The organism is Promicromonospora noduliphila (assembly GCF_056951025.1).
On sequence record NZ_CM167806.1, the window covers coordinates 248031 to 270363 of the forward strand.

The 22333-nt window shown below is 73.6% G+C and carries 16 protein-coding genes; 6 read left to right on the top strand and 10 right to left on the bottom strand.

What is annotated here, in order from left to right:
• Positions 1–114: 114 nt before the first annotated feature.
• On the bottom strand, positions 115–891 hold the full coding sequence (map, locus tag AC0QU1_RS01055) for a type I methionyl aminopeptidase (protein ID WP_483573814.1): 777 nt from the start codon (positions 889–891) through the stop codon (positions 115–117).
• A gap of 276 nt (positions 892–1167) precedes the next feature.
• Between map and AC0QU1_RS01060 the strand changes: the two genes are divergently transcribed.
• The 3 genes from AC0QU1_RS01060 to AC0QU1_RS01070 all read left to right on the top strand — a co-directional run bounded on the left by AC0QU1_RS01060 (position 1168) and on the right by AC0QU1_RS01070 (position 4600).
• On the top strand, positions 1168–2556 hold the full coding sequence (locus AC0QU1_RS01060) for an ABC transporter substrate-binding protein (RefSeq protein ID WP_483573815.1): 1389 nt from the start codon (positions 1168–1170) through the stop codon (positions 2554–2556).
• Between the two features lie 128 nt (positions 2557–2684).
• A complete protein-coding gene (locus AC0QU1_RS01065) occupies positions 2685–3677 on the top strand; it encodes a carbohydrate ABC transporter permease (RefSeq protein WP_483573816.1) in 993 nt (330 codons plus the stop codon).
• Entirely contained in the window at positions 3674–4600 is a 927-nt protein-coding gene (locus tag AC0QU1_RS01070) for a carbohydrate ABC transporter permease (protein ID WP_483573817.1), read from the top strand. The genes AC0QU1_RS01065 and AC0QU1_RS01070 overlap by 4 nt, the downstream gene beginning before the upstream one ends.
• 95 nt (positions 4601–4695) lie before the next feature.
• Here AC0QU1_RS01070 and AC0QU1_RS01075 read toward each other — a convergent pair whose 3' ends face one another.
• From AC0QU1_RS01075 to AC0QU1_RS01115, 9 genes are all read right to left on the bottom strand, one after another.
• Positions 4696–5271 carry a methylated-DNA--[protein]-cysteine S-methyltransferase gene (locus tag AC0QU1_RS01075; RefSeq protein WP_483573818.1) on the bottom strand — a complete coding sequence of 192 codons (576 nt, stop codon included), beginning with the start codon at positions 5269–5271 and terminating at the stop codon, positions 4696–4698.
• 69 nt (positions 5272–5340) lie between these two features.
• Entirely contained in the window at positions 5341–7152 is a 1812-nt protein-coding gene (locus AC0QU1_RS01080) for a DNA-3-methyladenine glycosylase 2 family protein (RefSeq protein ID WP_483573819.1), read from the bottom strand.
• Between the two features lie 266 nt (positions 7153–7418).
• Entirely contained in the window at positions 7419–12044 is a 4626-nt protein-coding gene (locus AC0QU1_RS01085; protein WP_483573820.1) for an SCO7613 C-terminal domain-containing membrane protein, read from the bottom strand.
• Between the two features lie 91 nt (positions 12045–12135).
• Positions 12136–13152 carry an alpha/beta hydrolase gene (locus tag AC0QU1_RS01090; protein WP_483573821.1) on the bottom strand — a complete coding sequence of 339 codons (1017 nt, stop codon included), beginning with the start codon at positions 13150–13152 and terminating at the stop codon, positions 12136–12138.
• Positions 13153–13166: 14 nt separating this feature from the next.
• The gene (locus tag AC0QU1_RS01095) at positions 13167–13934 is read right to left on the bottom strand and encodes an LppM family (lipo)protein (RefSeq protein ID WP_483573822.1); all 768 of its coding nucleotides are present in this window, start codon (positions 13932–13934) and stop codon (positions 13167–13169) included.
• Positions 13931–15397: an MFS transporter gene (locus AC0QU1_RS01100; RefSeq protein ID WP_483573823.1), complete on the bottom strand. Its 1467-nt coding sequence runs from the start codon at positions 15395–15397 to the stop codon at positions 13931–13933. The genes AC0QU1_RS01095 and AC0QU1_RS01100 overlap by 4 nt, the downstream gene beginning before the upstream one ends.
• Positions 15394–16128, bottom strand: a complete 735-nt coding sequence (locus tag AC0QU1_RS01105) for a winged helix-turn-helix domain-containing protein (protein WP_483573824.1) — start codon at positions 16126–16128, stop codon at positions 15394–15396. Before AC0QU1_RS01105 ends, AC0QU1_RS01100 begins: the two co-directional genes overlap by 4 nt.
• Positions 16129–16584: 456 nt before the next feature.
• Complete coding sequence (locus AC0QU1_RS01110) at positions 16585–17346, bottom strand: sulfite exporter TauE/SafE family protein (RefSeq protein ID WP_483573825.1); 762 nt, start codon at positions 17344–17346, stop codon at positions 16585–16587.
• The gene (locus AC0QU1_RS01115; protein ID WP_483573826.1) at positions 17343–18092 is read right to left on the bottom strand and encodes a FadR/GntR family transcriptional regulator; all 750 of its coding nucleotides are present in this window, start codon (positions 18090–18092) and stop codon (positions 17343–17345) included. The genes AC0QU1_RS01110 and AC0QU1_RS01115 overlap by 4 nt, the downstream gene beginning before the upstream one ends.
• A gap of 107 nt (positions 18093–18199) precedes the next feature.
• On the opposite strand from AC0QU1_RS01115, the gene AC0QU1_RS01120 reads away from it, so the two are divergent.
• From AC0QU1_RS01120 to AC0QU1_RS01130, 3 genes are read left to right on the top strand one after another with little or no spacing between them, the layout of a single operon-like run.
• Positions 18200–19522, top strand: coding sequence for an SLC13 family permease (locus AC0QU1_RS01120; RefSeq protein ID WP_483573827.1), 1323 nt, complete (start codon positions 18200–18202; stop codon positions 19520–19522).
• Between the two features lie 5 nt (positions 19523–19527).
• Entirely contained in the window at positions 19528–20901 is a 1374-nt protein-coding gene (locus tag AC0QU1_RS01125) for a CaiB/BaiF CoA transferase family protein (protein ID WP_483573828.1), read from the top strand.
• Positions 20898–22328, top strand: coding sequence for a carboxyl transferase domain-containing protein (locus AC0QU1_RS01130; protein WP_483573829.1), 1431 nt, complete (start codon positions 20898–20900; stop codon positions 22326–22328). The genes AC0QU1_RS01125 and AC0QU1_RS01130 overlap by 4 nt, the downstream gene beginning before the upstream one ends.
• The last annotated feature ends 5 nt before the right edge of the window (positions 22329–22333 follow it).

Genomic DNA, 22333 nt, shown 5'->3' on the forward strand with positions numbered 1-22333 from the left:
CCGGCCTGGCGCGGGCGCCGGTCGTCAGCGCGCGGTGCCCGTGCGGCGCGCTTCCTCGGGCTCCCCGGGAGTCCGGGCCTCGTCCCTCGGCTCGCACTCCCGGCTCGCCTGTCGTCAGCGCGCGGTCAGGATCAGCGGGCCGTCCTCGGTGATCGCGATCGTGTGCTCGGAGTGCGCGCCGCGCGACCCGTCGACCGACCGCAGCGTCCAGCCGTCGGGGTCGGTGAAGATCTCGTCCGTGGTCTCGAGGAACCACGGCTCCACCGCGATGACCAGGCCCGGCTTGAGCGGGAAGCCGCGTCCGGCGCGCCCGTTGTTCGGCACGTGCGGGTCACCGTGCATGGTGCGGCCCACGCCGTGCCCGCCGAAGTCGGTGTTGATCGAGTAGCCGGCGGCATGTGCGACCTCGGCGATCGCGGCGGAGATGTCGCCGATCCGCCGGCCCGGCTGGGCCGCGGAGATGCCCGCCTCCAGCGCGACCTCGGTGGTGCGGATCAGCTTCGCGTCGGCCTCGGCGCGGCCCGGCGCCGGGTTGCCGACCACGAACGACAGCGCGGAGTCGGAGACCCAGCCGTTCACGGACGCGGCGAAGTCGATCGACAGCAGGTCGCCCTCCCGCAGCGCGTAGTCGTACGGCAGGCCGTGCAGGACGGCGTCGTTCACTGACGTGCAGATGACCTTGCCGAACGGCATGGCGCCGAACGAGGGGTGGTAGTCGATGTAGCAGGACTCCGCGCCCTGGTCGCGAATCATCTTGTGCGCGACCTCGTCGAGCTCGAGCAGGTTCACCCCTACCCCTGCGGCCTCGCGGACGGCGAGCAGCACGTCGGCGACGAAGCGTCCCGCCGGGCGCATCTCCTCGATCTCGCGCGGCGTCCTCAGCTCGATCATGTCCGTCCTTCCGTAGGTGCACCAGTGATCCGGAGGCACAAGCCTACGTCCCGCCGCAGGCAGGCGAGTTGGCCCGTTGCGCGAGCACATCCCTGCCTTTCACCTGACATGGGCGACGGGTTCGATTGCAACGATTTCGTAATGCAAGGCGATGCTGTATGGGCTTGCATTGGACCGAGAACCACGGTTGCGTTGAGGAAGGGCAACCTGGCAGTGTGCCGGGCCGTACCCGCACGTCAGAGGGTCTGAGCCCACGAAGCAGTGGAGGAGCACGACATGACTATCCGGATGGCTGCTCGACGCCGAGGAATCGCCCTCGCGGCGACCGGCGCGAGCCTTGCCCTCGTCCTCGCGGCCTGTGCCGACACGGGCGGCGACGGTGACACCGACGGCGGCGGCGAGGCGACCGGCCCGTACGAGATCGACTGCGCCGCCTACGACGAGTTCGGCGACCTCGAGGGGACCACGGTCAGCGTCTACACCACGATCGTCGAACCAGAGGCGGAGACCCAGACGGCGTCCTACGAGCCGTTCGAGGAGTGCACGGGCGTCACCATCGACTACGAGGCGTCGCGCGAGATGGAGGCCCAGCTTCCCGTGCGCGTCCAGGCGGGCAACCCGCCGGACATCGCGATCCTGCCGCAGCCGGGTCTGCTGCAGACGCTCGTGCGCCAGTACGACGCCGTCCTGCCGGCCCCCGAGCAGGTCGAGGCCAACGTCGACGAGGGCTGGGCCCCGGAGTGGAAGGAGTACGGCACCGTCGACGGCACGTTCTACGCCGCGCCGCTGGGCTCGAACGTGAAGTCGTACGTCTGGTACTCGCCGGCCATGTTCGAGGACGCGGGCTACGAGGTCCCGGAGACCTGGGACGACCTGCTGGCGCTCACCCAGGAGATCGCCGACACCGGCGCCATCCCGTGGTGCGCCGGCGTCGAGTCCGGTGACGCGACCGGCTGGCCGGGCACCGACTTCATCGAGGACATGGTGCTCCGCTCGGCGGGCCCGGACGTCTACGACCAGTGGTACACGCACGAGATCCCGTTCAACGACCCGCAGATCGTCGAGGCGTGGGATATGGCGGGCGAGATCCTCAAGAACCCGGACTACGTGAACGGTGGCCTGGGCGGGGTCGACTCGATCGCGACGGCGCCCTGGACGGACGCCGGCTTCCCGATCCTCGAGGGCTCGTGCTGGATGCACCGTGCCGCGAACTTCTACCAGACGCAGTGGCCCGAGGGCACCGAGGTGGCGCCCGACGGCGACGTCTACGCGTTCTACCTGCCGGCCGAGACCACCGACGAGCGGCCGACCCTCGTGGCCGGCGAGTTCATCGGCGCGTTCACGGACCGCCCAGAGGTGCAGGCCTTCCAGACCTACCTGTCGAGCTCCGACTGGGCCAACGCCAAGGCGGCGGCCACGCCGGCCGGCGGCTGGGTGAGCGCCAACAACGGCCTCGACCCGGAACTGCTCGCCACGGACTTCGACCGGCTGTCGGCCGAGATCCTCGCCGACCCGGCGACGGTGGCGCGGTTCGACGCCTCGGACCTGATGCCGTCCGAGGTCGGTGCCGGAACCTTCTGGGCCGGTATCACCGAATGGTTCGCCTCGGACCTCAGCAGCCAGGAGGTCACGGACGAGATCGAAGCCTCCTGGCCCGAGAACTGACCCGTAGTTCTCGGCCTTGGTGACGCGCGGAGGCGCGGGACCTCGTGTCCCGCGCCTCCGTCGGCCTAGGCTCTGGACATGGTCTGGGCGATGACGGCCGGACCTGACGACCAGGATCTGGAGGATCCATGGACTGGTTTCTGAACGCCGGGGAAGACCCGGTACACAAATTCTTGCTGATGCTCATCGCGATCGCGCTCTTCGTCGTGGTGATGGCCGTGATCCTCTTCGCTGTGGACCGGCGGCGGAGCCCCTCGAAGTGGTTCATCGCGGGCGGGTTCGTCGGCCCGGCGCTGCTGCTCCTGGCAGCAGGTCTGCTCTATCCGGCAGTCGGCACCTTCGTGAACTCTTTCCAGAACCGCAACGGTTCCGCGTTCGTCGGCGTGGACAACTACGTCAGGGCGCTCAGTGAGCCGGCGTTCCTGCTCGTCCTCGGGAACACCGCGCTCTGGGTGCTGGTCGCGCCGATCCTGGCCACGTTCATCGGCCTGGTCTACGCGGTGGTGGTCGACCGCAGCCGGTTCGAGAAGTTCGCGAAGGCCCTCGTGTTCCTGCCCATGGCCATCTCCATGGTGGGCGCGAGCATCATCTGGCGGTTCGTCTACGAGTACAAGCCCGACCAGCCGGGCATCGAGCAGACGGGCCTCCTGAACCAGATCATCGTCTGGTTCAACGGCACGCCGGTGCAGTTCCTGCTCGAGCGGCCCGGAAACACCTTCCTGCTGATGGTCGTGCTCATCTGGATCCAGACGGGCTTCTCGATGACCCTGCTCTCGGCGTCGATCCGCGCCATCCCCAACGACATCGTCGAGGCAGCCCGCCTGGACGGCCTGTCCGGCTGGGGCATGTTCTGGCGCATCACGATCCCGAGCATCCGTCCGGCGCTCGTGGTCGTGCTGACGACGATCGCCATGACCACGCTCAAGGCCTTCGACATCGTCCGCACCATGACCGCGGGCCGGTACGGCACCTCGGTCGTGGCGAACGAGTTCTACGAGCAGAGCTTCCGGCAGAACAACGCCGGCATGGGCGCTGCCCTCGCCGTGCTGCTGTTCGTCATCGTCATACCGGTGATCATCTACAACGTGCGCCAGATGCGCCTGGCCGAGGAGGTCCGATGAGTGCCACAGAGGCGCCTGAGGCGGCCGGTGCGGTTCGGCAGCGGTCGACCGTCGGTGAACGGGCGCGCAAGGCAAGGAAGGCGCTCAGCTCGCCGTGGGCGAGCACGATCGCCATCGTGATCGCGGTCCTGTGGACCATCCCGACGTTCGGGCTGCTGATCACGTCGTTCCGGCCCGAGCTGGACATCCGGCGCAGCGGCTGGTGGACGGTCTTCGGCGACGCGCTCGCCGGCGAGGGCGTGTTCTCGCTGCGCAACTACGAGTCGGCGCTGTTCGACAGCTCGACCAACCTGCTCGACTACTTCGTGAACTCGTTCGTGATCACGCTGCCGTCGGTGTTCATCCCGATCACCATCGCGCTGCTCGCCGCGTACGGGTTCGCGTGGATCGACTTCAAGGGCCGCGACATCCTGTTCGTCGCGGTGTTCGCGCTGCAGATCGTGCCCATCCAGATCACGCTCATCCCCCTGCTGTCCGCGTACGTCGACACGGGGATCAACGGCACGTTCTGGCCCATCTGGCTGTCGCACTCCATGTTCGCGCTGCCGCTGGCGATCTTCCTGCTGCACAACTTCATGCGGGACATCCCGACGTCGCTCGTCGAGGCGGCTCGCGTGGACGGTGCCGGGCACGTGGGGATCTTCTTCCGGGTGATCCTTCCGCTGCTCACCCCCGCTATCGCGGCCTTCGGGATCTTCCAGTTCCTGTGGGTGTGGAACGACCTGCTCGTCGGTCTGGTCATGGGTTCCACCGACACGGCACCGCTCACGGTGCGCGTGGCGGAGATGGCGGGTTCGCGGGGCGGCGACTGGCATGTCCTGTCGGCCGGCGCGTTCATCTCCATCGTGGTGCCGCTGATCGTGTTCCTGTCGCTGCAGCGCTACTTCGTGCGCGGTCTCCTGGCGGGTTCGGTCAAGGGCTGACGTCCCACCCGCGGAAGCAGCTCCCCTTCGAGACCGAGCTTTCTTCGCTTTGAACGCCTCAAAGCGAAGAAAGCTCGGTCTCGAAGCGAAGCGGGCTACCGCGTCGACGCCTCGCGGGCCAGCAGGCTCTCCTTGATCGGCAGCCCGTAGCGGAACCCGCCGAGCGTGCCGTCGAGGCGCAGGATGCGGTGGCACGGCACGAACAGCGCGGCGGCGTTCATCGCGCACGCCCCCGCCGCCGCCCGTACCGCAGCGGGCCGACCGGTGCGCCGGGCGTACTCGCTGTAGGTCAGGCGTTCGCCGGCCTTCACCTCGCGCAGCACGTCCCACGCGTGCGTCCGGTACGGGCCGCTCGCCTGCCGCACGGGCACGCGCCCCGGCGCCCCGTGGTCACCGTCGTAGTAGGCGCGGACGGCGTCGGCCGCCTCCGCGAGCACACCGTCCGACGTCGACGACGGCCGGGCGAGCGGCTCGGCCCCGGCGGCGGGGCGCAGCGTGGGGTGGACGAGGGCGAGGAGGGCGTCGAGGTCGGCGGTCCAGCCGGCGGCGAGGATCGCCTCCGGGCCGGCGGTGGTGTTGTTGCCGGGGGTCTCGTCGCCGGCGGTCTCGGGGACGGCCGAGACGATGATGCTGAACGGGCCGTCGGGGGTGCTCAGGGTCGTGGCGTTCATGATCTTTCCTTCCGTGAGATCGAGTCGTCAGACGTGCGGGTCACTCGGGTGACCCGGAGGTCTGACACGTCAGGCGGCGCGCCAGAGGTGCATCGCGGCGTACGAGCGCCAGGGCGCCCAGGCCGCGCCGCGCTGGGCGAGCTCCTTGAACTGGCGGGGCCGGGGCAGGTCCGCCGAGACCAGGCCGAGGTTGCGTGCGCCGGCGAGCAGTGCGACGTCGCCGTCCATGAGGACGTCCGGGTCGCCGAGCACCCGCAGCGTCACGTAGCCGGCCGTCCACGGGCCGATCCCGGGCCGGGACACGAGGCGTCGCCGCAGGTCGTCGGGGTCGTCGCCGACGCTGAGTGTGAGGGTCCCGTCCGCCAGGTCCCGGCTCGCGTCGATCACCGTCGCCAGGATCCGGGCGGGCAGGCGGAGGTAGGCCCTGGCGCCGCCTGCGCCGTCCTGCGGATCCTCGCCGGTCCTTCGAGGACCGGCGATCTGGCCCGGCGTGGGGAACAGCCGGGTGAGGCCCTCGAACGCCGAGACGTACGGGGTGCCGACGCCCTTGGCGAGGCGCGAGAGGTGCGTTCGGGCGGCGGCGACACTGATCTGCTGGCCCACTATCGCGCGGATCAGGAGCTCCGCCGGGTCCAGCGTGCCGGGGACGCGGATCCCCGGGACCGCACCGACCGACGGCGCGAGCACGGGATCGGCCGCGAGGGCCGAGTCGACGGCGACCGGGTCGGCGTCGAGGTCGAGCAGGCGCCGCACCCGTGCGACGGCGACGGGCGCGTCGGCCAGGTCGGCGAGCTCGAGGTCCAGGTCCACCCGGCCGCTGCCCGGATGGGGCACCCGCACCTCGAACGCGCCGGGGCCGTGCGGCAGCGCCACGGTGCGCGCGTACCGGAGGACCCGCGGCCCGGTGCCGTCCGGTGCCTTCGTTCCTGCTAGCGCGTCCGCGTGTGCTCCGTCGGGGCCGAGGTCTGCCGACTCGACGCCGTCGACCGCGCGGACGGCCAGGAACTCGATGACTCCGCGCGCGTCGAACGGCTCGCGCACGGGAAGAGTGAGGGAGATCCGCACGTGCTGCTCGGCGGCGGCGCCGAGATCGGCACTCGCCTCTGCCTGAGCTCGGTCGGTTGCGTCGAGGTCGGTCGTTTGCGTCGAGATCGGTCCATCGATGGACCGATCTCGACGCAAACGACCGACCTCGCGGGCCGACCCGCCATCGGCACCGGCCGACCCACCACCGACTACGCCGCCACCGACGGGGCCAGCCCCAGCACCGCCAACGCCCGCCCGCGTTCCCCGGCCCGCTCGTCGCGCCCGCGCGCGCAGTTCCGACGGCGTCGCGCCGAAGACCTCGGCCACGGTGTCGTTGAACTGCCGGATCGAGCCGAACCCGGCGGCGAAGGCGACGTCGGCCAGGCGCAGCGAGGTGCCGACCAGGAGCGCGCGTGCCGTCTGCGCCCGCTGCGCCCGGGCCAGCGCCAGGGGCCCGGCGCCGAGCTCGCTCACGAGCAGGCGGTGGAGCTGCCGTTCGGAGTAGCCGAGCCGGGTCGCCAGCCCGGACACCCCCTCGCGGTCGACGACGCCGTCCGCGACCAGGCGCATCGCGCGGCCCGTCAGATCGCGGCGCAGGTCCCACGCCGGGGTGCCGGGGGCCGCCTCGGGCAGGCACCGCTTGCACGCGCGGAAGCCGGCCTCGTGCGCCGCCGCCGACGTCAGGTAGAACTGCACGTTCTCGGCCTTCGGCGTACGCGCGGGGCACGACGGCCGGCAGTAGATACCGGTCGTGCGGACGGCGGTGTAGAACTGCCCGTCGAAGCGGGCGTCGCGTGCCGCGATGGCGCGGTAACGCTCGGCGAACGCGGGGTCACGGAGCTCGACGTCGGTCATGGCCACCATCCTGCGCTCCGTGCGGGCGCGGCGGCTAGCGGGATTCGGACACGGCAGTGAGTGCCCTCAGACGCGTCGGCACACGGGCGTCAGGTGCGCCGGCACACGCCCTCAGGCTCGCTGGCGCCCGGCCGTCAGACTCGCTGGCGGCCCTCAGGCGCGTCGGCATCCGCCCTCGGACGCGCCGTCGCGCGGCCCTCGGGACGCCGCCTCGCACGGCCCTCGGGCGCGGCGTCGCACGGCCCTCGGGCGCGGCGTCGCACGGGTCAGCGCAGGTCCCGGAGATACGCCGCTGCGCCGCCGTAGCCCGCGGTGCGCCGCTCGTCGAGCGTGGCGATGATGAGCAGCACCCCGCCCGCCGCCGCGAGCGTGAGCATCCACGGCACGGCCGAGATCTCCGTCCCGAGCTGCGTGAGGAACACGATCAGCACCTCGACCGGCAGCACCCAGACGCCGATCAGGAACGGCGAGGCGAGCCGGAGCCGCGACCCCACGAGCACCCCGGCCAGCGCCACCCCGACCACGAGCACGGCCCGCCAGGTCTGCGGGTCCGTGAGGGTCGCGAGCACGGAGGGCCCGAGCAGGGCGAGGATGCCCGGCCCGAGCAGTGTCCACGAGCCCGGCCAGCCGACCGGCCAGCCGATCAGGGTGCGCCGCGGGGCCGGGGTGGAATCGGGCCCGCCGACCTTGGTCCACGCCTCCCACTCGCCGAGCGCGAAGCATCCGGCCACCACGAGCCCCACGCCGAGCGGCAGCGAGAACACCTCGACGCGCAGCTCACGCGGGCTCCACGCCGCGATGGCCGCGGCCAGCGCGGCGACCCAGACGGTCCAGGACGGGATGCCGGTGGTCAGCCCGCGCAGGAGCCGTCGCGCGACCAGCACGAGCAGCACCAGCAGCGCGACCTCCAGCGCCCAGAGGGTGGCGATGGCACCCCAGTGGGGCTCTGCGTTCGCCACCGCCCCGACCGTGAGGAACAGCAGCGCCGGCACGTGGCCCGCCGTGACGATCAGCCGCCGCAGGCGGGGCGACGCCGTCCCAGGCCGCACGCGGATCATCGCACCGAGCGAGATGGCCCCCGCCGCCAGCGCCCAGCCCAGGCCCACCGCGAACCGCATCCCTGGCTCACCGAGCGGCGACGCCGCGACCTGCAGCGACTCGATCGTCAGGCCCGCGCTCGCGAGCAGCGCGGCGCCGGCCAGTAGCGCGCGGGCGTCCGCGGTCCAGCCCGCCGAGACGACCGGCCACCTGCGCAGCCCGACGACCGCCAGCATGAGGACGAGCCCCGCCGCCAGCAGGATCCAGCCGCGGGGATCCCCCGGCCCGGAGGCGAGGGCCAGCGTCAGGTCGCTCGGCACCAGGGCGAGCACGACGCCGGCGGCGGCAAGCCGCCAGCCATGCGTCCGGCGGCCCGACGGCGGTGTGGGCTGGGCGGAACCCGTGCCCTCGCCGGACTCCGCCAGGTCAGCAGCAGCCTGATCCTCGCGATCAGTCGTGCGAGCGCTCGCGTGGTTCGTGCGGCCCGCCTTGTCGGCATCCGTACCGTCCCCGTAGCCGGCCAGGCCAGCGCCACCAACGCCGTCCGCCAACGCCGCTTGCCGCGCCAGCAGTGCCCCGACCAGCACCGCCGCCACCGCGGGCGGCAGGGTGTAGGCCTCGACCAGCCGGATGCCGCCGTCGGCCAGCGCGGTCCAGACCGCCGACGTCGCGAGGGCGGCGGCGAGCCACCAGACGCGGGCGCGGCCGGGCTCGCGGGCCACGACGCCCGCGCCTACCGCGAGGAGCAGCAGCACGGCGACGGCGATGTCGGGCCCGGCGGACGGGCGGCCGTAAGCCAGCCCGACGGTGATCGCGCCCGTGACCACCGCGCTCAGCTCAAGGGTGCCGCGCACCCAGGAGCCGACGACGCCGCCGTCCGGCACCCGTGCCGCGAGGAAGCCGGCGACGCGCGGCGCCCCGCCCGCGACGACGGCGACCGCCGCCGCGATGACCGGCAGCAGCACCGGCGAGCCGCTGACCGGCAGCAGCATCGCGCCGGCGCTCACGATCGTGACGGAGGCGGTGGGCAGCACCAGGCCCGCCGCGATCACCCGGACGGCCGGCGCGAGGCCCGTGCGCCGGGTGAGGAGCAGCACCAGCTCCAGGAGGAGCATCGCGGCGGCGGCCCCGGCCGACCACCACGTGCGTTCGCCCACCACCGTGAGCACACCCAGCGCGAACGGCACGGCCGTCACGCCGAGCACGGCGAACCACTCGTCGCGGGTGACCCTGGGGCCGAAGGTCACCGCCACGGCTACCAGGGACGCGACCGCCGAGACGGTGCACACGGCGGCGACCCAGCCGAACCCGAGCCACCCCAGCCACACCCCGCCCACGATCAGCGCATACGCGTACGCCCCGGCCACCAGAGCGGGATGCGTGGCGCGCGGCAGGGCCGCCCGCGCCGCCAGCACCAGCGGCACCACGACGACGGCGCCGGCCAGCACCGTCGGACGGCTCTGCCAGGACCCGAGCGTCAGCAGGGCGACGGCGACACAGGCGCCGGTCAGCGCGGCCCGGCGCCAGGAGGCGCCCTCGGCGGGCCCCATCGGCGCCCCGCCGAGCCAGTCCACGATCCGGGAGGCCTGGCGCACGCCGTCGAACCCGGACCGCACCCCGGAGACGACCGGGCGCAGCGGCCACCAGGACCGCTCCGGGTCGGCGCTCGCGGCGAGCAGCACCGCGGCGAGGGCGGCCAGCAGCGCGAGCGACGTCGCGGCCGGCAGGCTCGGGTGCACGGCGGCCGTGACCGCCAGGCCGGCCGTCACCCAGGGGGACAGGGCCCGCGCGGCCCGGACCACCGGCGCCACCAGGCCCGGCTCCGGGCTCGCCACGGCGCCCAGCCGCGATGCGGCCAGCACCAGCAGCGTCAGCACGACGATCCCGAGCAGGCTGGGGTCGCGCACCTCCGCCATCAGGATCCGGCCGCCCAGCGGGCCGTCGCCCAGGCCCGGCGTCGGGGCGCCTTCGAGCGCCCCGAGCAGCACCTCGAGGACGCGCGGCACCACGCACCACACGGCGGGGACGGACGCGAGCACCGCGACGAGCCAGGCGGCGAGCAGCAGGTCGGCGCGCGTGCCAGGGCCCGGGACGAGGCGGCGCACCCGCCCCGCCACCAGCACGGTCAGCGTCGCGGCGAGCACCGCCCACGCCGCGCCCGCCGCCGCGGGCAGGACCCAGAGGAACGCCGCGCCGTCCCACGGCGCGAGGAACGTGGCTGCCACGGCGCCGAGTGCGCCCGCGGTGAAGGTCCACCAGCGCCGGTGCGTGCCCTGGCGCAGCACGGCGGCCACCACGGCGGTCACCGCGAGCAGGACGGCGGTCTCGGCGTCCCCGGGCAGGGCGGCGAGGACCGCCACCGGCGGGACCAGGAGGGCCGCCCCGACGGCCACCACCACCGCCAGGGCCTGGGTCACCTCGAGCAGCCGCAGCTCGACGCGCAGGCCCGAGCCGACGCGCGGACCGGTGACGCGCGCGACCACCGGCCCACCCAGCGTCGCCAGGGCGACGAGCAGCGCCCCGGCACCGACCGCCCAGGGCCGTGCGACGGCGTCCTCCGGCAGGGCGAGCGCGGCGGGGAACGCCGCGAACGGCGCCATGACCAGGCCCGTCGTCGCCCAGGCGCGCACGGACAGCGTATGACCGAGCGCGACGGCACCGACCGAGACGAGCGCCCACCAGGCGGCGAAGGGCAGCGCGGCGAAGCCGGGCAGGGCCACGGTCGCGCCGAGCGCGGCGGGGACGGCGACGGTGCGGACGACGCCCAGCACCCTCGCCTCCCACCGGAGGGTGCCGCCGAGGCGCGCGCCGGCGCGCCGCAGGACGCCGGTCCCGGCGTGCGCCACGAGGGCCGCCGCGACCAGGGCGAGGATCCAGACCCAGGCGGCCAGGCCGACGTCGGACAGGCCCGCCGCGAGCAGCAGCGGGACGAGCGGCGCCGCGACGGTGCCCGCCGCGACCCAGGAGCGCACCGTGAGCAGGCTGCCCAGGACGACGAGGGCCGGGACGAGCAGGGCGAGCAGGACAGTCCGGGCGAGGAACGGGTTCACGCCGTCGAGCAGCCCCGCCTGCAGCCCGAGCTCCGCGCACACCCAGGCCAGCGCGACGGACAGGGCCGCCACCGCCTCGGCGGACGACCGCAGCCCGGCGCGCCGCATCAGCGCGGCCGCGACCACGGACGCGACGGTGACCAGCAGGGTCGCGACGGTGCGCAGGACGAGCTGGTCCGCGAGCGTGAAGAACACGAAGACCACCGCCGACACGGCGAGCAGCGCCGCGCCGACGCCGGCGAGGATCGGCTGGAGAGCCACCGCGGGACGCAGTGCGGCCGGGCCCGGGACGGCGGAGGGTGCGCCGGCCGGGTCGGGCGACGCGGCCGCCGTCGGGCGCCGGACCGCCGAAGCCGCGGCCGCCGAAGCCGCCGGGCCCGCTCCGGCCAGGCCCACCCCGGCCGAGCCAGCCCCGACCGAGCCAGCCCCGGCCGAGCCAGCCCCGCCACCTTCCGCGGCGCCGACTGCCCCGCCGTCTGCCGGCGCGGCGTCCGTCGCGACGGCGGCCGTCACCCCGTCGCCCACCGGCCGAACCCCGCCCGCCGCGAGCGCGCGGCCGTCGGCCATCCGGGCGAACCGGTCGGCCGCTGGCTGCTCGGCGCGCATCTCGTCGAGGATCCGCTGGCGGTCCCGGATCGCCCGCTCCACGGCGAGCGAGGCCTGGTGCAGCTCGACGCCGCGCCGCCCGCTGAGGTCGAGCGCGCAGCTCCCGCAGACGGCGGCGTGGAGGGGCGCGCCGCACGCCGGGCAGGACTGGGTGTCGGGCAGACGCCGCAGCGCGTGACTTACCCACGTCTCTTCCATGGGAGGAAGCCTGGCGGACCCGGGCAGCCGTAGGGTCTACGGCACGCGACGAATCGGTCACGTTTTCGTGCTAAATGTGTGTTTCGCGGGGTCAGGCCTTCGCGTCCAGCCAGTCGAGCACGGTAGTCAGGTACTTCTCCCGGGCCGGCCTCGGGGAGAGCGCCAGGTCGTGGGCGCCGCCCTCGATGATCGAGATGTCCACCGTGGTGCTCAGCCGCGGGGCGCGGGCATGCATGTGCGCCACGTCGAGGACGGCGTCCGTGCTGAGCATCAGGGCCGCCTCACCGCCGTCGGGCCCGGTCCGGTCGCTGGTGCACACGAGGACAGGGCACCGGACGGGCAGCCCGCGGCCGATCGCGCGGTGGCCACGGCGGACCGCCGCCAGCCATCCGGCGCGGACCGGGAACCCGCCGTGCGGCTTCCAGCGCAGGTCGTACTCCCACTCGCCGCCCGTGGCCCGGTGCAGCGCCCGGCCGTAGTCCTGGCCGGGCCGGTTCACCACCGTCCGGGGCGCGATCCGCCCGAGCACGTACACCGCCTGGGTGGTCACCGTCCGGTCGGACCAGCTCCCCTTCAGGTCGAACCACGGGCTGTTCAGCACGAGGGCCGTCACCCGGTCGGAGCGTGCGTTCGCGTACATCGAGGTGATGAGGCCGCCCGTCGAGTGCCCGAGGAGCACCAGCCCGGTGTGGCCCTCCGCGGCGATGGCGTCCGCAGCGGCGTCGAGGTCCTCCTGGTAGAGCGCCAGGTCGTTGACCATGTTGGCGTCGCCGCCCGCCCTGGTCCACGCGTCGATCGACCGCCCGTGGGCCCGCAGGTCGATGGCGTAGAACGGGTAGCCGCGCGCGGCGACGGCCTCGGCGAGGTGCCGCTGGAAGAAGTAGTCCGTGTACCCGTGCACGTACAGCACGGGCGGGCGGCCTACGCCGGGGCCGCCGTCCGGCACGTAGCGGACCAGGGTGGCCTCGGCGCCCTCGCTCGCCACGGAGCGGCCACGCCGCACCGCGAGCCTCCGCCGGGTGGGCGACGGCCCCGGCAGCCGCAGCGTGCGGGCCTCGAAGCCCGCGCCCAGCACGTCCTCGGTCCAGTCGTTCGCGGTCTCGTCCATGTCGCTCCCGTGCGTCAGGCCTGCGCGTGGTCAGCCGTGGTGCGCTGCCGTCGGCTGACCATATAGGCAACCAGCCCGCCGACCACGACCACCAGGAGCGTGGCGAGGGTGATCGGCGTGCCCCACGCGGAGATGATGCCGTCCGCCTCCTCTGGCACCGCGGTGGGCGCGGCCTCCGCCGTCGCCCGAGCGCTCGGCTCACCCGTCGCACCGGGGCCGACGCCGGCAGCCGTGGCCGGTCCGCGCGCCGACAGCTCCGTCGCCCGCTCGGCGTCGGGATGCCACGTGACCGTGCTGCCGTCGATCTCGCCGTTGGCCTCCGTGACCGGACCGGGGAAGGTGAGAGTGATGGTGGCCTCGACGGAGCCGAGCACGTCCTCCGGCGCGTTCTCGATGCCCTCGATGCGCCGGGACAGGTCGAGCACACCGGAGACCACGTACTCGTCCCCCTCGCGGACCACCTCGAGGTCGCCGCCGCTGATCGCGGCGAGCGTCGCGACGGGTTCGTCCTCGAACAGGTAGCGGGAGCCGGTGTAGCCGTCCTCGGCGTAGGGCTCCTCGGTCACGCTGTCCGGGACGTCGCCGACCGCCTGGTCCTTGTACTCGGCCCAGACGTCGGCGGGGTCGCCGAGCATCCCGGCGGCGTCGTCGGCCATGGCGACGACGAGCGCGCCGTTCGCGGTGCCGTGGTCGGTGAGGGTGGTCTGCAGGTCGAGGCGCACGCACCCCGAGAGCGCCAGGGCGACGAGCACCGCGGCGGCGAGGGCTCGGGCGAAGTTCACCCGGTCAGTGTGCCCGACATGCGTCGCGCGCGACCAGAGAGGAGGCGTTCCCGGCGCAGCGCGGGCAGGAAGCACAGGGCGCCGAGGGTGCTGAACGCGCCGCCGAGCACCATGGCGGCCTGCGTGGACAGCAGGTCGGCCGTCCAGCCGAGGGCCGGGGCGGCCAGCGAGTAGGCGGCGAACGAGAGCATCGACGCCATCGAGAGCACCGTCGACCGGTTCCTGGCCTCGGCCTCGCGGTGCAGCAGCGCCTGGTAGGCGGGCCCGCACGCGCCGTGCAGCCCGTAGGTCACCAGGTACGCGGTGACCAGGCCCACCGGGCCGAGCGCGAGCCCCATCCACACGGCCCCGAGCCCGTTCAGCACGCGCGCGAGGATCGCCGTGCGGGCCACCCCGAGGCGGGGCGTGGCCAGGCCGGTCAGCGCGGCGCCGCCCGCGAACACCGCCCACCCGGCGGCCGCCGCCGGACCGGAGACCGTCGCGGCCTCCTCGGTGCCACCGAGGAGCTCGGCCAGGCGGATCGGCTGGAACGTCTCGAACACCACCATGCCGGCGCCCCAGAACACCTCGACCAGGAGCAGCCAGCGCAGCACCGGGTTGTCCCGCGCCAGCCGCAGGCCGTCGCGGATCACCCCGGGCGCCTGCCGCGCGGACTCGGCCACCCGGGCGGCCACACCTTCGCGGCCCGACGGCGGAAGGGCCGGAGTCGGGCCGGGGCCGGTCGCTGCGGCTGCCTCGACGTGTGTTGCGGTATCGACCGCGGTTGTGGTGCCGGCTGTGGTTGTGGTGCCGGCCGTGGTTCCGGACTCGGGTGTCGGGCGGACGCCGCGTGCGGCCTCGGCCTCGATCCCGGCCGGACGCGCCGCGCCGCGGGGCGTCTCCCGGACCAGAGCCGTCACCGCGACGAGGTGCACCGCCGAGAGCACCGCATAGATCGCGTAGGGGAGCGTGAGCGCGGACCACTGGTCGAACGGGTGCCACCAGACGAGCCCGCCGGAGACCAGGGCACCGGCGGCTATCGACACCCCGAGCACGGTGCTGTGCGCGGCCAGCGGCCGGTCGACGTCGGCCCCCGGCTCGGTGGCGTGCACCGTGTCCACGAACCAGGCCTCCAGCGGGCCGGAGTCGAGCGCCCTGAAGACGCCCGTGACCGCCGCGGCCAAGGCGAACGCCCAGAACGTCTGCGCGGTGAGGAACAGGACGGCCGCCGCCACCTGCAGCACGCCGGCCGCGATGAGCAGCGGACGGCGGCCGAGGGAGTCGGCGAGGCCGCTGGTGGGCAGCTCGAGGACGAACACCGTGAGGCCCGTGAGGGCCAGCGCCGTGAGCGCCTCCGGCACCGACAGGCCGCGCTCGATCGGCAGCAGCGTGGTCACCGTGACCACCAGCCCGACGGGGAACCAGCGGGTCAGGGTCAGCAGCAGGAAGACCTGCCGGGCCCGCCGCGGCGTCAGGGGGGTCATGGTCCGTCGGTCCCGGCGTCGTCGTTTCTGCTGGTGCCGGTCCCGCTGGTGCCGGTCCCGCTGGTGCCGTTTCTGCTGGTGCTGGTCCCGTGATGGTCGCCCTTGGCGTTGTCGTCGGGGCCGATGTCGCCCGGGTTGTCGCCTTCGGCGTCGTCCGCGCCGGGGGCGTCGTCCAGCTCCAGCGGGAAAGCGACCTGCCAGATGCTGACCCGGCGGGCGCCGGGCCCGCCGCCCGCCCGGTCGTACCGGTCGAAGACCTCGTCGATGTCCTTGCGGAGCGCGGTGAGCTGCTCGGGGTTCACCTCGACCCAGCGGTCGCCCAGGCCCGCGGCGTCCTGCCACTCGCGGGGCCAGGCCTCCGCGACGTCGAGCCAGCGGCCGAAGTCGGTGCCGAGCAGGCGCAGGTAGTCGCGCTCCAGCCAGCCGAGCGCTGTCACGGCGTCCTCGTCGTGGGAGAGCTCGGAGGGCGCCCAGCTGTGCGAGCTCGTCGCCGCCCGCCAGAGGCGCTGCTTGCCCGCACCCTCGCCCGTGTCCGCCACGAGGCCCACCGACTCGAGCTTGCGCAGGTGGTAGCTCGTGGCACCCGAGTTGGTGCCGAGCGCCGCGGCCAGCGTGGTCGCCGTCGCCGGACCGCCGCGCCGCAGGGTGCCGAGCAGGCGCGAGCGCAGGGGGTGCGCGAGGACCTTGACGGCCTCCGGGGTGAGACGAAAGTTGTCCTGGGGATCGCTCATGCGTACACGATAACCATGCACACTTGCTATGCACAATAGTTGTGCACGGTTCTTCTGCGGCCGAGCCGCAAACTACCGATCCGGACGGCCACCGAACGGGACGGCCACAGAACGGGACGGCCACAGAACGGGACGGCCACCGAACCGGACGGCCACCGAACCGGACGGCCACCGAACCGGACGGCCACCGAACCGGACGGCCACCGAACCGGACGGCCACCGAACCGAAGGTTTGCCGACCCGGCGGACCTGCCGAACCGGCGGAGCCGCTGAACCGAAAGTTCCTCACACAACAAGCCGCCGAGCCGCAAGCTGCGTGTCGATGCGAGCGCGGATCGACGTGTCCGCTGCGGTTCGGCGGCCAGACGCACCAGGAAGTTTCGGTTCGGCGGTCAGACTCACCGGTAGGTTTCGGTTCGGCGGCCAGACCGACCAGTAGGTTTCGGTTCGGCGTGTTCAGAACAGCATGACGACGGCGGTGACCACGCCCGCGATGACCACCAGGACTCGGAACACCGTCGGCGGCATCCTGCGGCCCACCCGCGCCCCGACGTATCCGCCCACGATCGACCCGGCGGCGAGCAGTCCGATCGCCAGCCAGTCGACGTCGGCGACGAACACGAAGATGACGGTCGCCACGACATTCGCGGCGAGCAGCGACACGGTCCGCAGTGCGTTCACGACGTGCACCGGTAGGTCGGTGCCGAGCCCCAGCACCGCGGCCATCATGACCCCGGCCCCGGCCCCGAAGTAGCCGCCGTACGCGCCGGTCAGCACCGAGAAGACGACGGTCGCCGGGGACATGTGGTGGCGCAGCCGGGTCGGCTCGTCACGGGTGCGGCGCAGCCACCTGCTGATCCACGGCTGTGCGCCGACCAGCAGGCAGGAGATCAGGATCAGCCACGGCACCACCGCCTCGAACACACCCGGCGGGAGCGCCAGCAGCAGGACCGCCCCGGCCACCGACCCGATCGCGCAGGTCACGAGCACGACGCCCGTGACGCGCGGGTGCTCGCGCAGCTCCCGGCGGTAGCCGAACGAGCCGCTCACCCCCGCGGCCACGAGGCCCGCCGTGTTCGACGCGTTCGCGACGACGGGCGGTAGCCCGACGGTGAGCAGCACCGGGAAGCTCAGCAGCGATGCGACGCCGACCGTCGAGGAGAGGATCCCCGCGCCGAGCCCGGCGCCCAGGACGGCGAGCTGCTCCCAGCCGGTCATCGGTCCTGGCCCCGCTCGCGGTCCTGGCCCTGGTCGCGGCCCTGGTCCCGCAGCAGCGCGACGTCGCTCACCATCTCGACGTGCGCGTGCATCGCCGCCGCGGCCGCCTCGGGGTCGCGCGCCCGGATCGCGTCCGTGATCGCGCGGTGCCCGGCCAGGGAGTTGCGTGGCCGGCCGGGCTGCGAGAGCGACTCGATCCGGCTCTCCCGGATCAGGCTCGCGATCTCCCGCATGGTCTGCGCCAGGAGGTCCGAGTGCGCGGCGGCGGTCACCGCGGCGTGGAACTGCTCGTCGGCGTCGACGCCGCGGTCCCCGCCGTCGATCGCCGCCTCCATCGCGTCGAGGGCGGCGTCGATCGCGGCGAGGTCCGCATCCGTGCGGCGCTGCGCGGCGAGCGCGGCGATCTTGGTCTCCAGCGCGTCGCGGATGTCGATGATCTCGGGCAGCCGGTCAGAGTGCGCGCGGATGGCCTCGACGATGCGGCTCTCGCTGTGCTTGCCGGTGAGCACCGTGCCGTCGCCGTGCCGCACCACGACGACGCCGACCACCTCCAGCGCGACGAGGGCCTGGCTGAGGGTCGCGCGGCTCACGCCGAGGCGGGCGGTGAGCTCACGCTCGGGCGGCAGCCGGTCCCCTGCCGTGAGCCCGTTCTGCCGGATCCAGCCGGTGATCTGTTCGGCGACCTGCTCGTAGAGGCGGGTGCGGGCCAACCGGTTCGGCAGTTCGGCGGGAGCCTGTGGGGTCACGAGCCACAGACTACTTGACAGAACAGGCATTGGCTTATTGGCTAGGCCACTGATCCATCGTGCCGCGTCGGTCAAAGGTGATCGCCACGATGGGAAGAGGAGTTGTCATGGGTCCTGAGTGGATCGCGATCATCGCGCTCGTCGCGTTGTTCGTGGCCGGGACGGTGCTGCCGATCAACATGGGCGCGCTCGCCTATGTCGCGGCCTGGTTCGTCGGCGTCTTCGCCCTGCAGATGGATGAGAAAGAGGTGCTCGGCGGCATCAGCGCCGACCTCGTGCTCACCCTCATCGGTGTCACCTACCTGTTCTCCATAGCCAAGAACAACGGCACGGTCGACCTCATCGTGTCCAAGGCCGTCCAGGCGGTCGGGGGCCGGGTGGCGCTCATCCCCTGGGTCATGTTCGCCGTGACCGCGCTGCTCACCGCCATCGGCGCGGCCAGCCCCGCGGCCTGCGCCATCATCGGCCCGGTCGCGCTCGGGTTCGCCCGCCGCTACAACATCAACCCGCTCATGATGGGCATGTTCGTGGTGCACGGCGCCCAGGGCGGCGGGTTCTCCCCGATCAGCATCTACGGCACCATCACCAACTCGGTCATGGCCGACGTCGGCTACGAGGGCACCGAGCTCGGCGTCTTCATCGCGTCGCTCGCCATCAACACGGCGATGGCCGTGATCCTGTTCCTCGCGCTCGGCGGGCGCAGGCTCATGCACGAGCGGGTCGACCCCGCCGACGCGTCCGACCACCTCGTCGACGACCTGCACACGGGCGGCACCTCGGTCACGGTCAGCGGCCAGGGCGCCGGCGTCTCGACCACCACGCGCGGGCTCGGCGTGCGCCGCGACCACGTGCTCACCCTGGTCGCCTTCGCCGCGGTCGCGACGACCGCGCTCGCGTTCGACCAGAACATCGGCTTCGTCTCGATCACCGCGGCGGTCGCCCTGGCGATGCTGTCCCCGCACCAGCACAAGGACGCCGTCAAGCAGATCGCGTGGCCCACCGTGCTGCTGGTGGCCGGCGTGAGCACCTACGCGACCATCCTCACCGAGGCGGGGGCGCCCGAGTACATCGGCACCTGGGCCGCCGGCCTCGGCATCGCCGCCATCGGCGCGCTGGTCCTGTGCTACGTCGGCGGCATCGTCTCGGCGTTCGCGTCGTCGACGGCGCTGCTGCCGGTGATCATCCCCATCGCCGTACCGCTCATCGCCGGTGGCGGCGTGAGCGCCTGGGCCATGGCCGCCGCCCTGGCGGTCTCGTCGACCATCGTCGACGTCAGCCCCTTCTCCACGAACGGAGCCCTGATGCTGGCCAACCGCCCGGACACCATTCCAGAGCAGACCTACTACCGGCAGATCCTCAACTACGCCATCATCGTCACCCTCGCCGGGCCGCTGCTGGTCTGGGGCATCCTCGTGCTGCCGGGCTGGTGACCGCGATGACCGGACCCCTGGACGACGTCGTCGTCGTCGACCTGTCCCGGGCGCTGGCCGGGCCGCACGCCACGATGATGCTGGGCGACCTGGGCGCGCGCGTCGTCAAGGTGGAGGTGCCAGGGCGAGGTGACGACACGCGTGGCTGGGGCCCGCCGTTCGTCGGCGAGGAGGGCGCGCGCGAGTCGACGTACTTCCTGTCGGCGAACCGCAACAAGGAGTCGATAGCGCTCGACCTCAAGGCCGACGGCGACCGCGCGACCCTGCTCGACCTCGTCGACCGCGCCGACGTACTCGTGGAGAACTTCCGGCCGGGAGTGCTGGACCGGCTCGGCCTCGGCGTCGACACGCTGCTGGAGCGCAACCCGCGCCTGGTGGTGCTGTCGATCACGGGGTTCGGGCACGACGGCCCGGAGGGTGGCCGCGCCGGGTACGACCAGATCGCCCAGGGCGAGGCAGGGCTCATGTCCCTGACGGGTTCCGGTCCGGACGACCCGCAGCGCGTCGGGGTGCCGATCGGCGACCTGCTCGCCGGGATCTACGGCGCGTACGGCGTGCTCGCGGCGCTGCACGAGCGGCACACCACCGGCGTCGGGCAGGTCGTACGGACGTCGCTGCTGGCCGCCGTCGCCGGGGTGCACGCGTTCCAGGGCACCCGGTGGACGGTCGCGGGGGAGGTGGGGCACGCGCAGGGCAACCACCACCCTTCCATCGCGCCGTACGGTCTGTTCCGCTGCCGTGACGGCGCAGTCCAGATCGCCGTCGGGTCCGAGGCGCTGTGGCAGCGGTTCTGCCTCGCCTTCGGGCTCGACGCCGAAGCGGAAGGCATGCAGAGCAACGCCCAGCGGGTCGCCCACCGTGAGCGGGTCATCGCGGCGGTCGAGGACGCGTTCGGCCTGCTCGACGCCAATGTCCTGCTGACCCGGCTCGCCGACGCCGGCATCCCGGCGGGCCGGGTGCGGACCCTCGACGAGGTGTACGCCTGGGAGCAGACGGTCAGCCAGGGCCTGCTCGTGGACGTGAACCACACGAGCCTCGGCACGGTCACGCTGCCCGGCCCGCCGCTCCGGTTCTTCGCCGCCGACGGCGCGGAGGTCACCCGGCGCGACCACCGGGCGCCGCCGGTGCTGGACGAGCACGCCGAACGGATCCGGGCGTGGCTGGACGCGGAGCGGTCGGAGAGGGGCGCGCCCGAGGCGGATTCCTCCGCGACGGGTGCGCCGGGGGCCGATGCGCCGGTGGCGGGTGCGCCCGGGACCGACGGACGTGCGACGGGTGCGAGCGCGGCCGCGCCGGGGACGGACGCGGGCACGGCCGGGCCGGACGCAGCCCGTCCTGGGACTGGCGCGGCCCGTCCCGGGACGGACCCGGGCCGATGACCCGCCGCTGGACGGCGCGCGAGCTGCTCGACCTGGTCCTCGATGCGGGCAGCTTCGAGTCCTGGGACGAGCCGGTCGACACCTCCGGGCACCCGGCCGGCTACCGGGAGGTGCTGGCGGCTGCCGCGGAGAAGGCGGGCACCGACGAGTCCGTGCTCACCGGGCGGGGCCGCGTGCGGGGGCGCCCCGTGGTGGTCGTCGTCAACGAGTTCCGGTTCCTCGGCGGCTCGATCGGCCGTGCGGCGGCCCAGCGGATCACCGCCGCCGTCCGGCGCGCGACGGCGGAACGCCTGCCCGTCCTGGCGACGACGGCCTCAGGCGGCACGCGGATGCAGGAGGGCACGCCGGCATTCCTCCGGATGGTCGAGATCTCGCGCGCCGTCATGGCGCACCGCGGCGCCGGGCTGCCCTACCTCGTGTACCTGCGGCACCCCACGACCGGCGGCGTCTACGCCTCGTGGGGCTCGCTCGCGCACCTCACCGTCGCCGAACCGGGGGCGCTCATCGGTTTCCTCGGCCCGCGCGTGGTCGAGGCCCTGACCGGCAAGCCCTTGCCCGACGGCGTCCAGTCCGCCGAGAACCTCGCCGCCAAGGGTGTGCTCGACGGCGTCGTCGCCCCGGAGAACCTGCCGGCGCTGGTGGAGCGGGCGCTCGCGGTGCTCGTGGACCCGCCGACGCCGTCGGCCCTGCCCCGGCGCGAAGGCGAGCCGTCCGGGACGACGTCCGCCTGGGACTCCGTGCTGCGGACCCGGGCCGACGGCCGGGTGGGGGTGCGGGACCTGCTGCGGTACGGGGCGTCGGGGACGGTGCGGCTGTCCGGGACGGACGAGGGCGAGCGGGACGAGTCGATGCTCGTGGCGTTGACCAGGTTGGACGGGCAGCCGTGCGTGGTGGTCGGCCAGGACCGGACGCGCCAGTCGGACCGGACGCCGATGGGGCCGGCGGCGCTGCGCGTGGCGCGCCGCGCGATGGGGCTCGCGGAGGAACTGCGGCTGCCCCTGGTTGCGGTGATCGACACGCCGGGGGCCGAACTGTCGCAGGACGCCGAGGAGGGTGCGGTGGCCGGTGAGATCGCGCGCTGCATGGCCGCGCTCACCCGGATGACCGTGCCGACGCTGTCGGTGATCCTCGGCCAGGGCTGCGGCGGCGGGGCGCTCGCGCTGCTCCCGGCGCGAGTGGTGATCGCCGCCGAGCACGCCTGGCTGTCGCCGCTGCCGCCCGAGGGGGCGAGCGTCATCGTGCACGGGGACACCGCGCACGCGGCGCAGCTGGCGGAAGCCCAGCACATCCGGGCCGTCGACCTGCTCGCGGAGGGCGCGGTACAGCGCGTGGTCCCGGAGTACACCGGCGATACCGCGCGTGACGTAGCGGTGGCGGTGGCGGCGGAGTGCGCGGCGGTACTGCGGGAGATGCGCGCGGCCGGATGATCGGT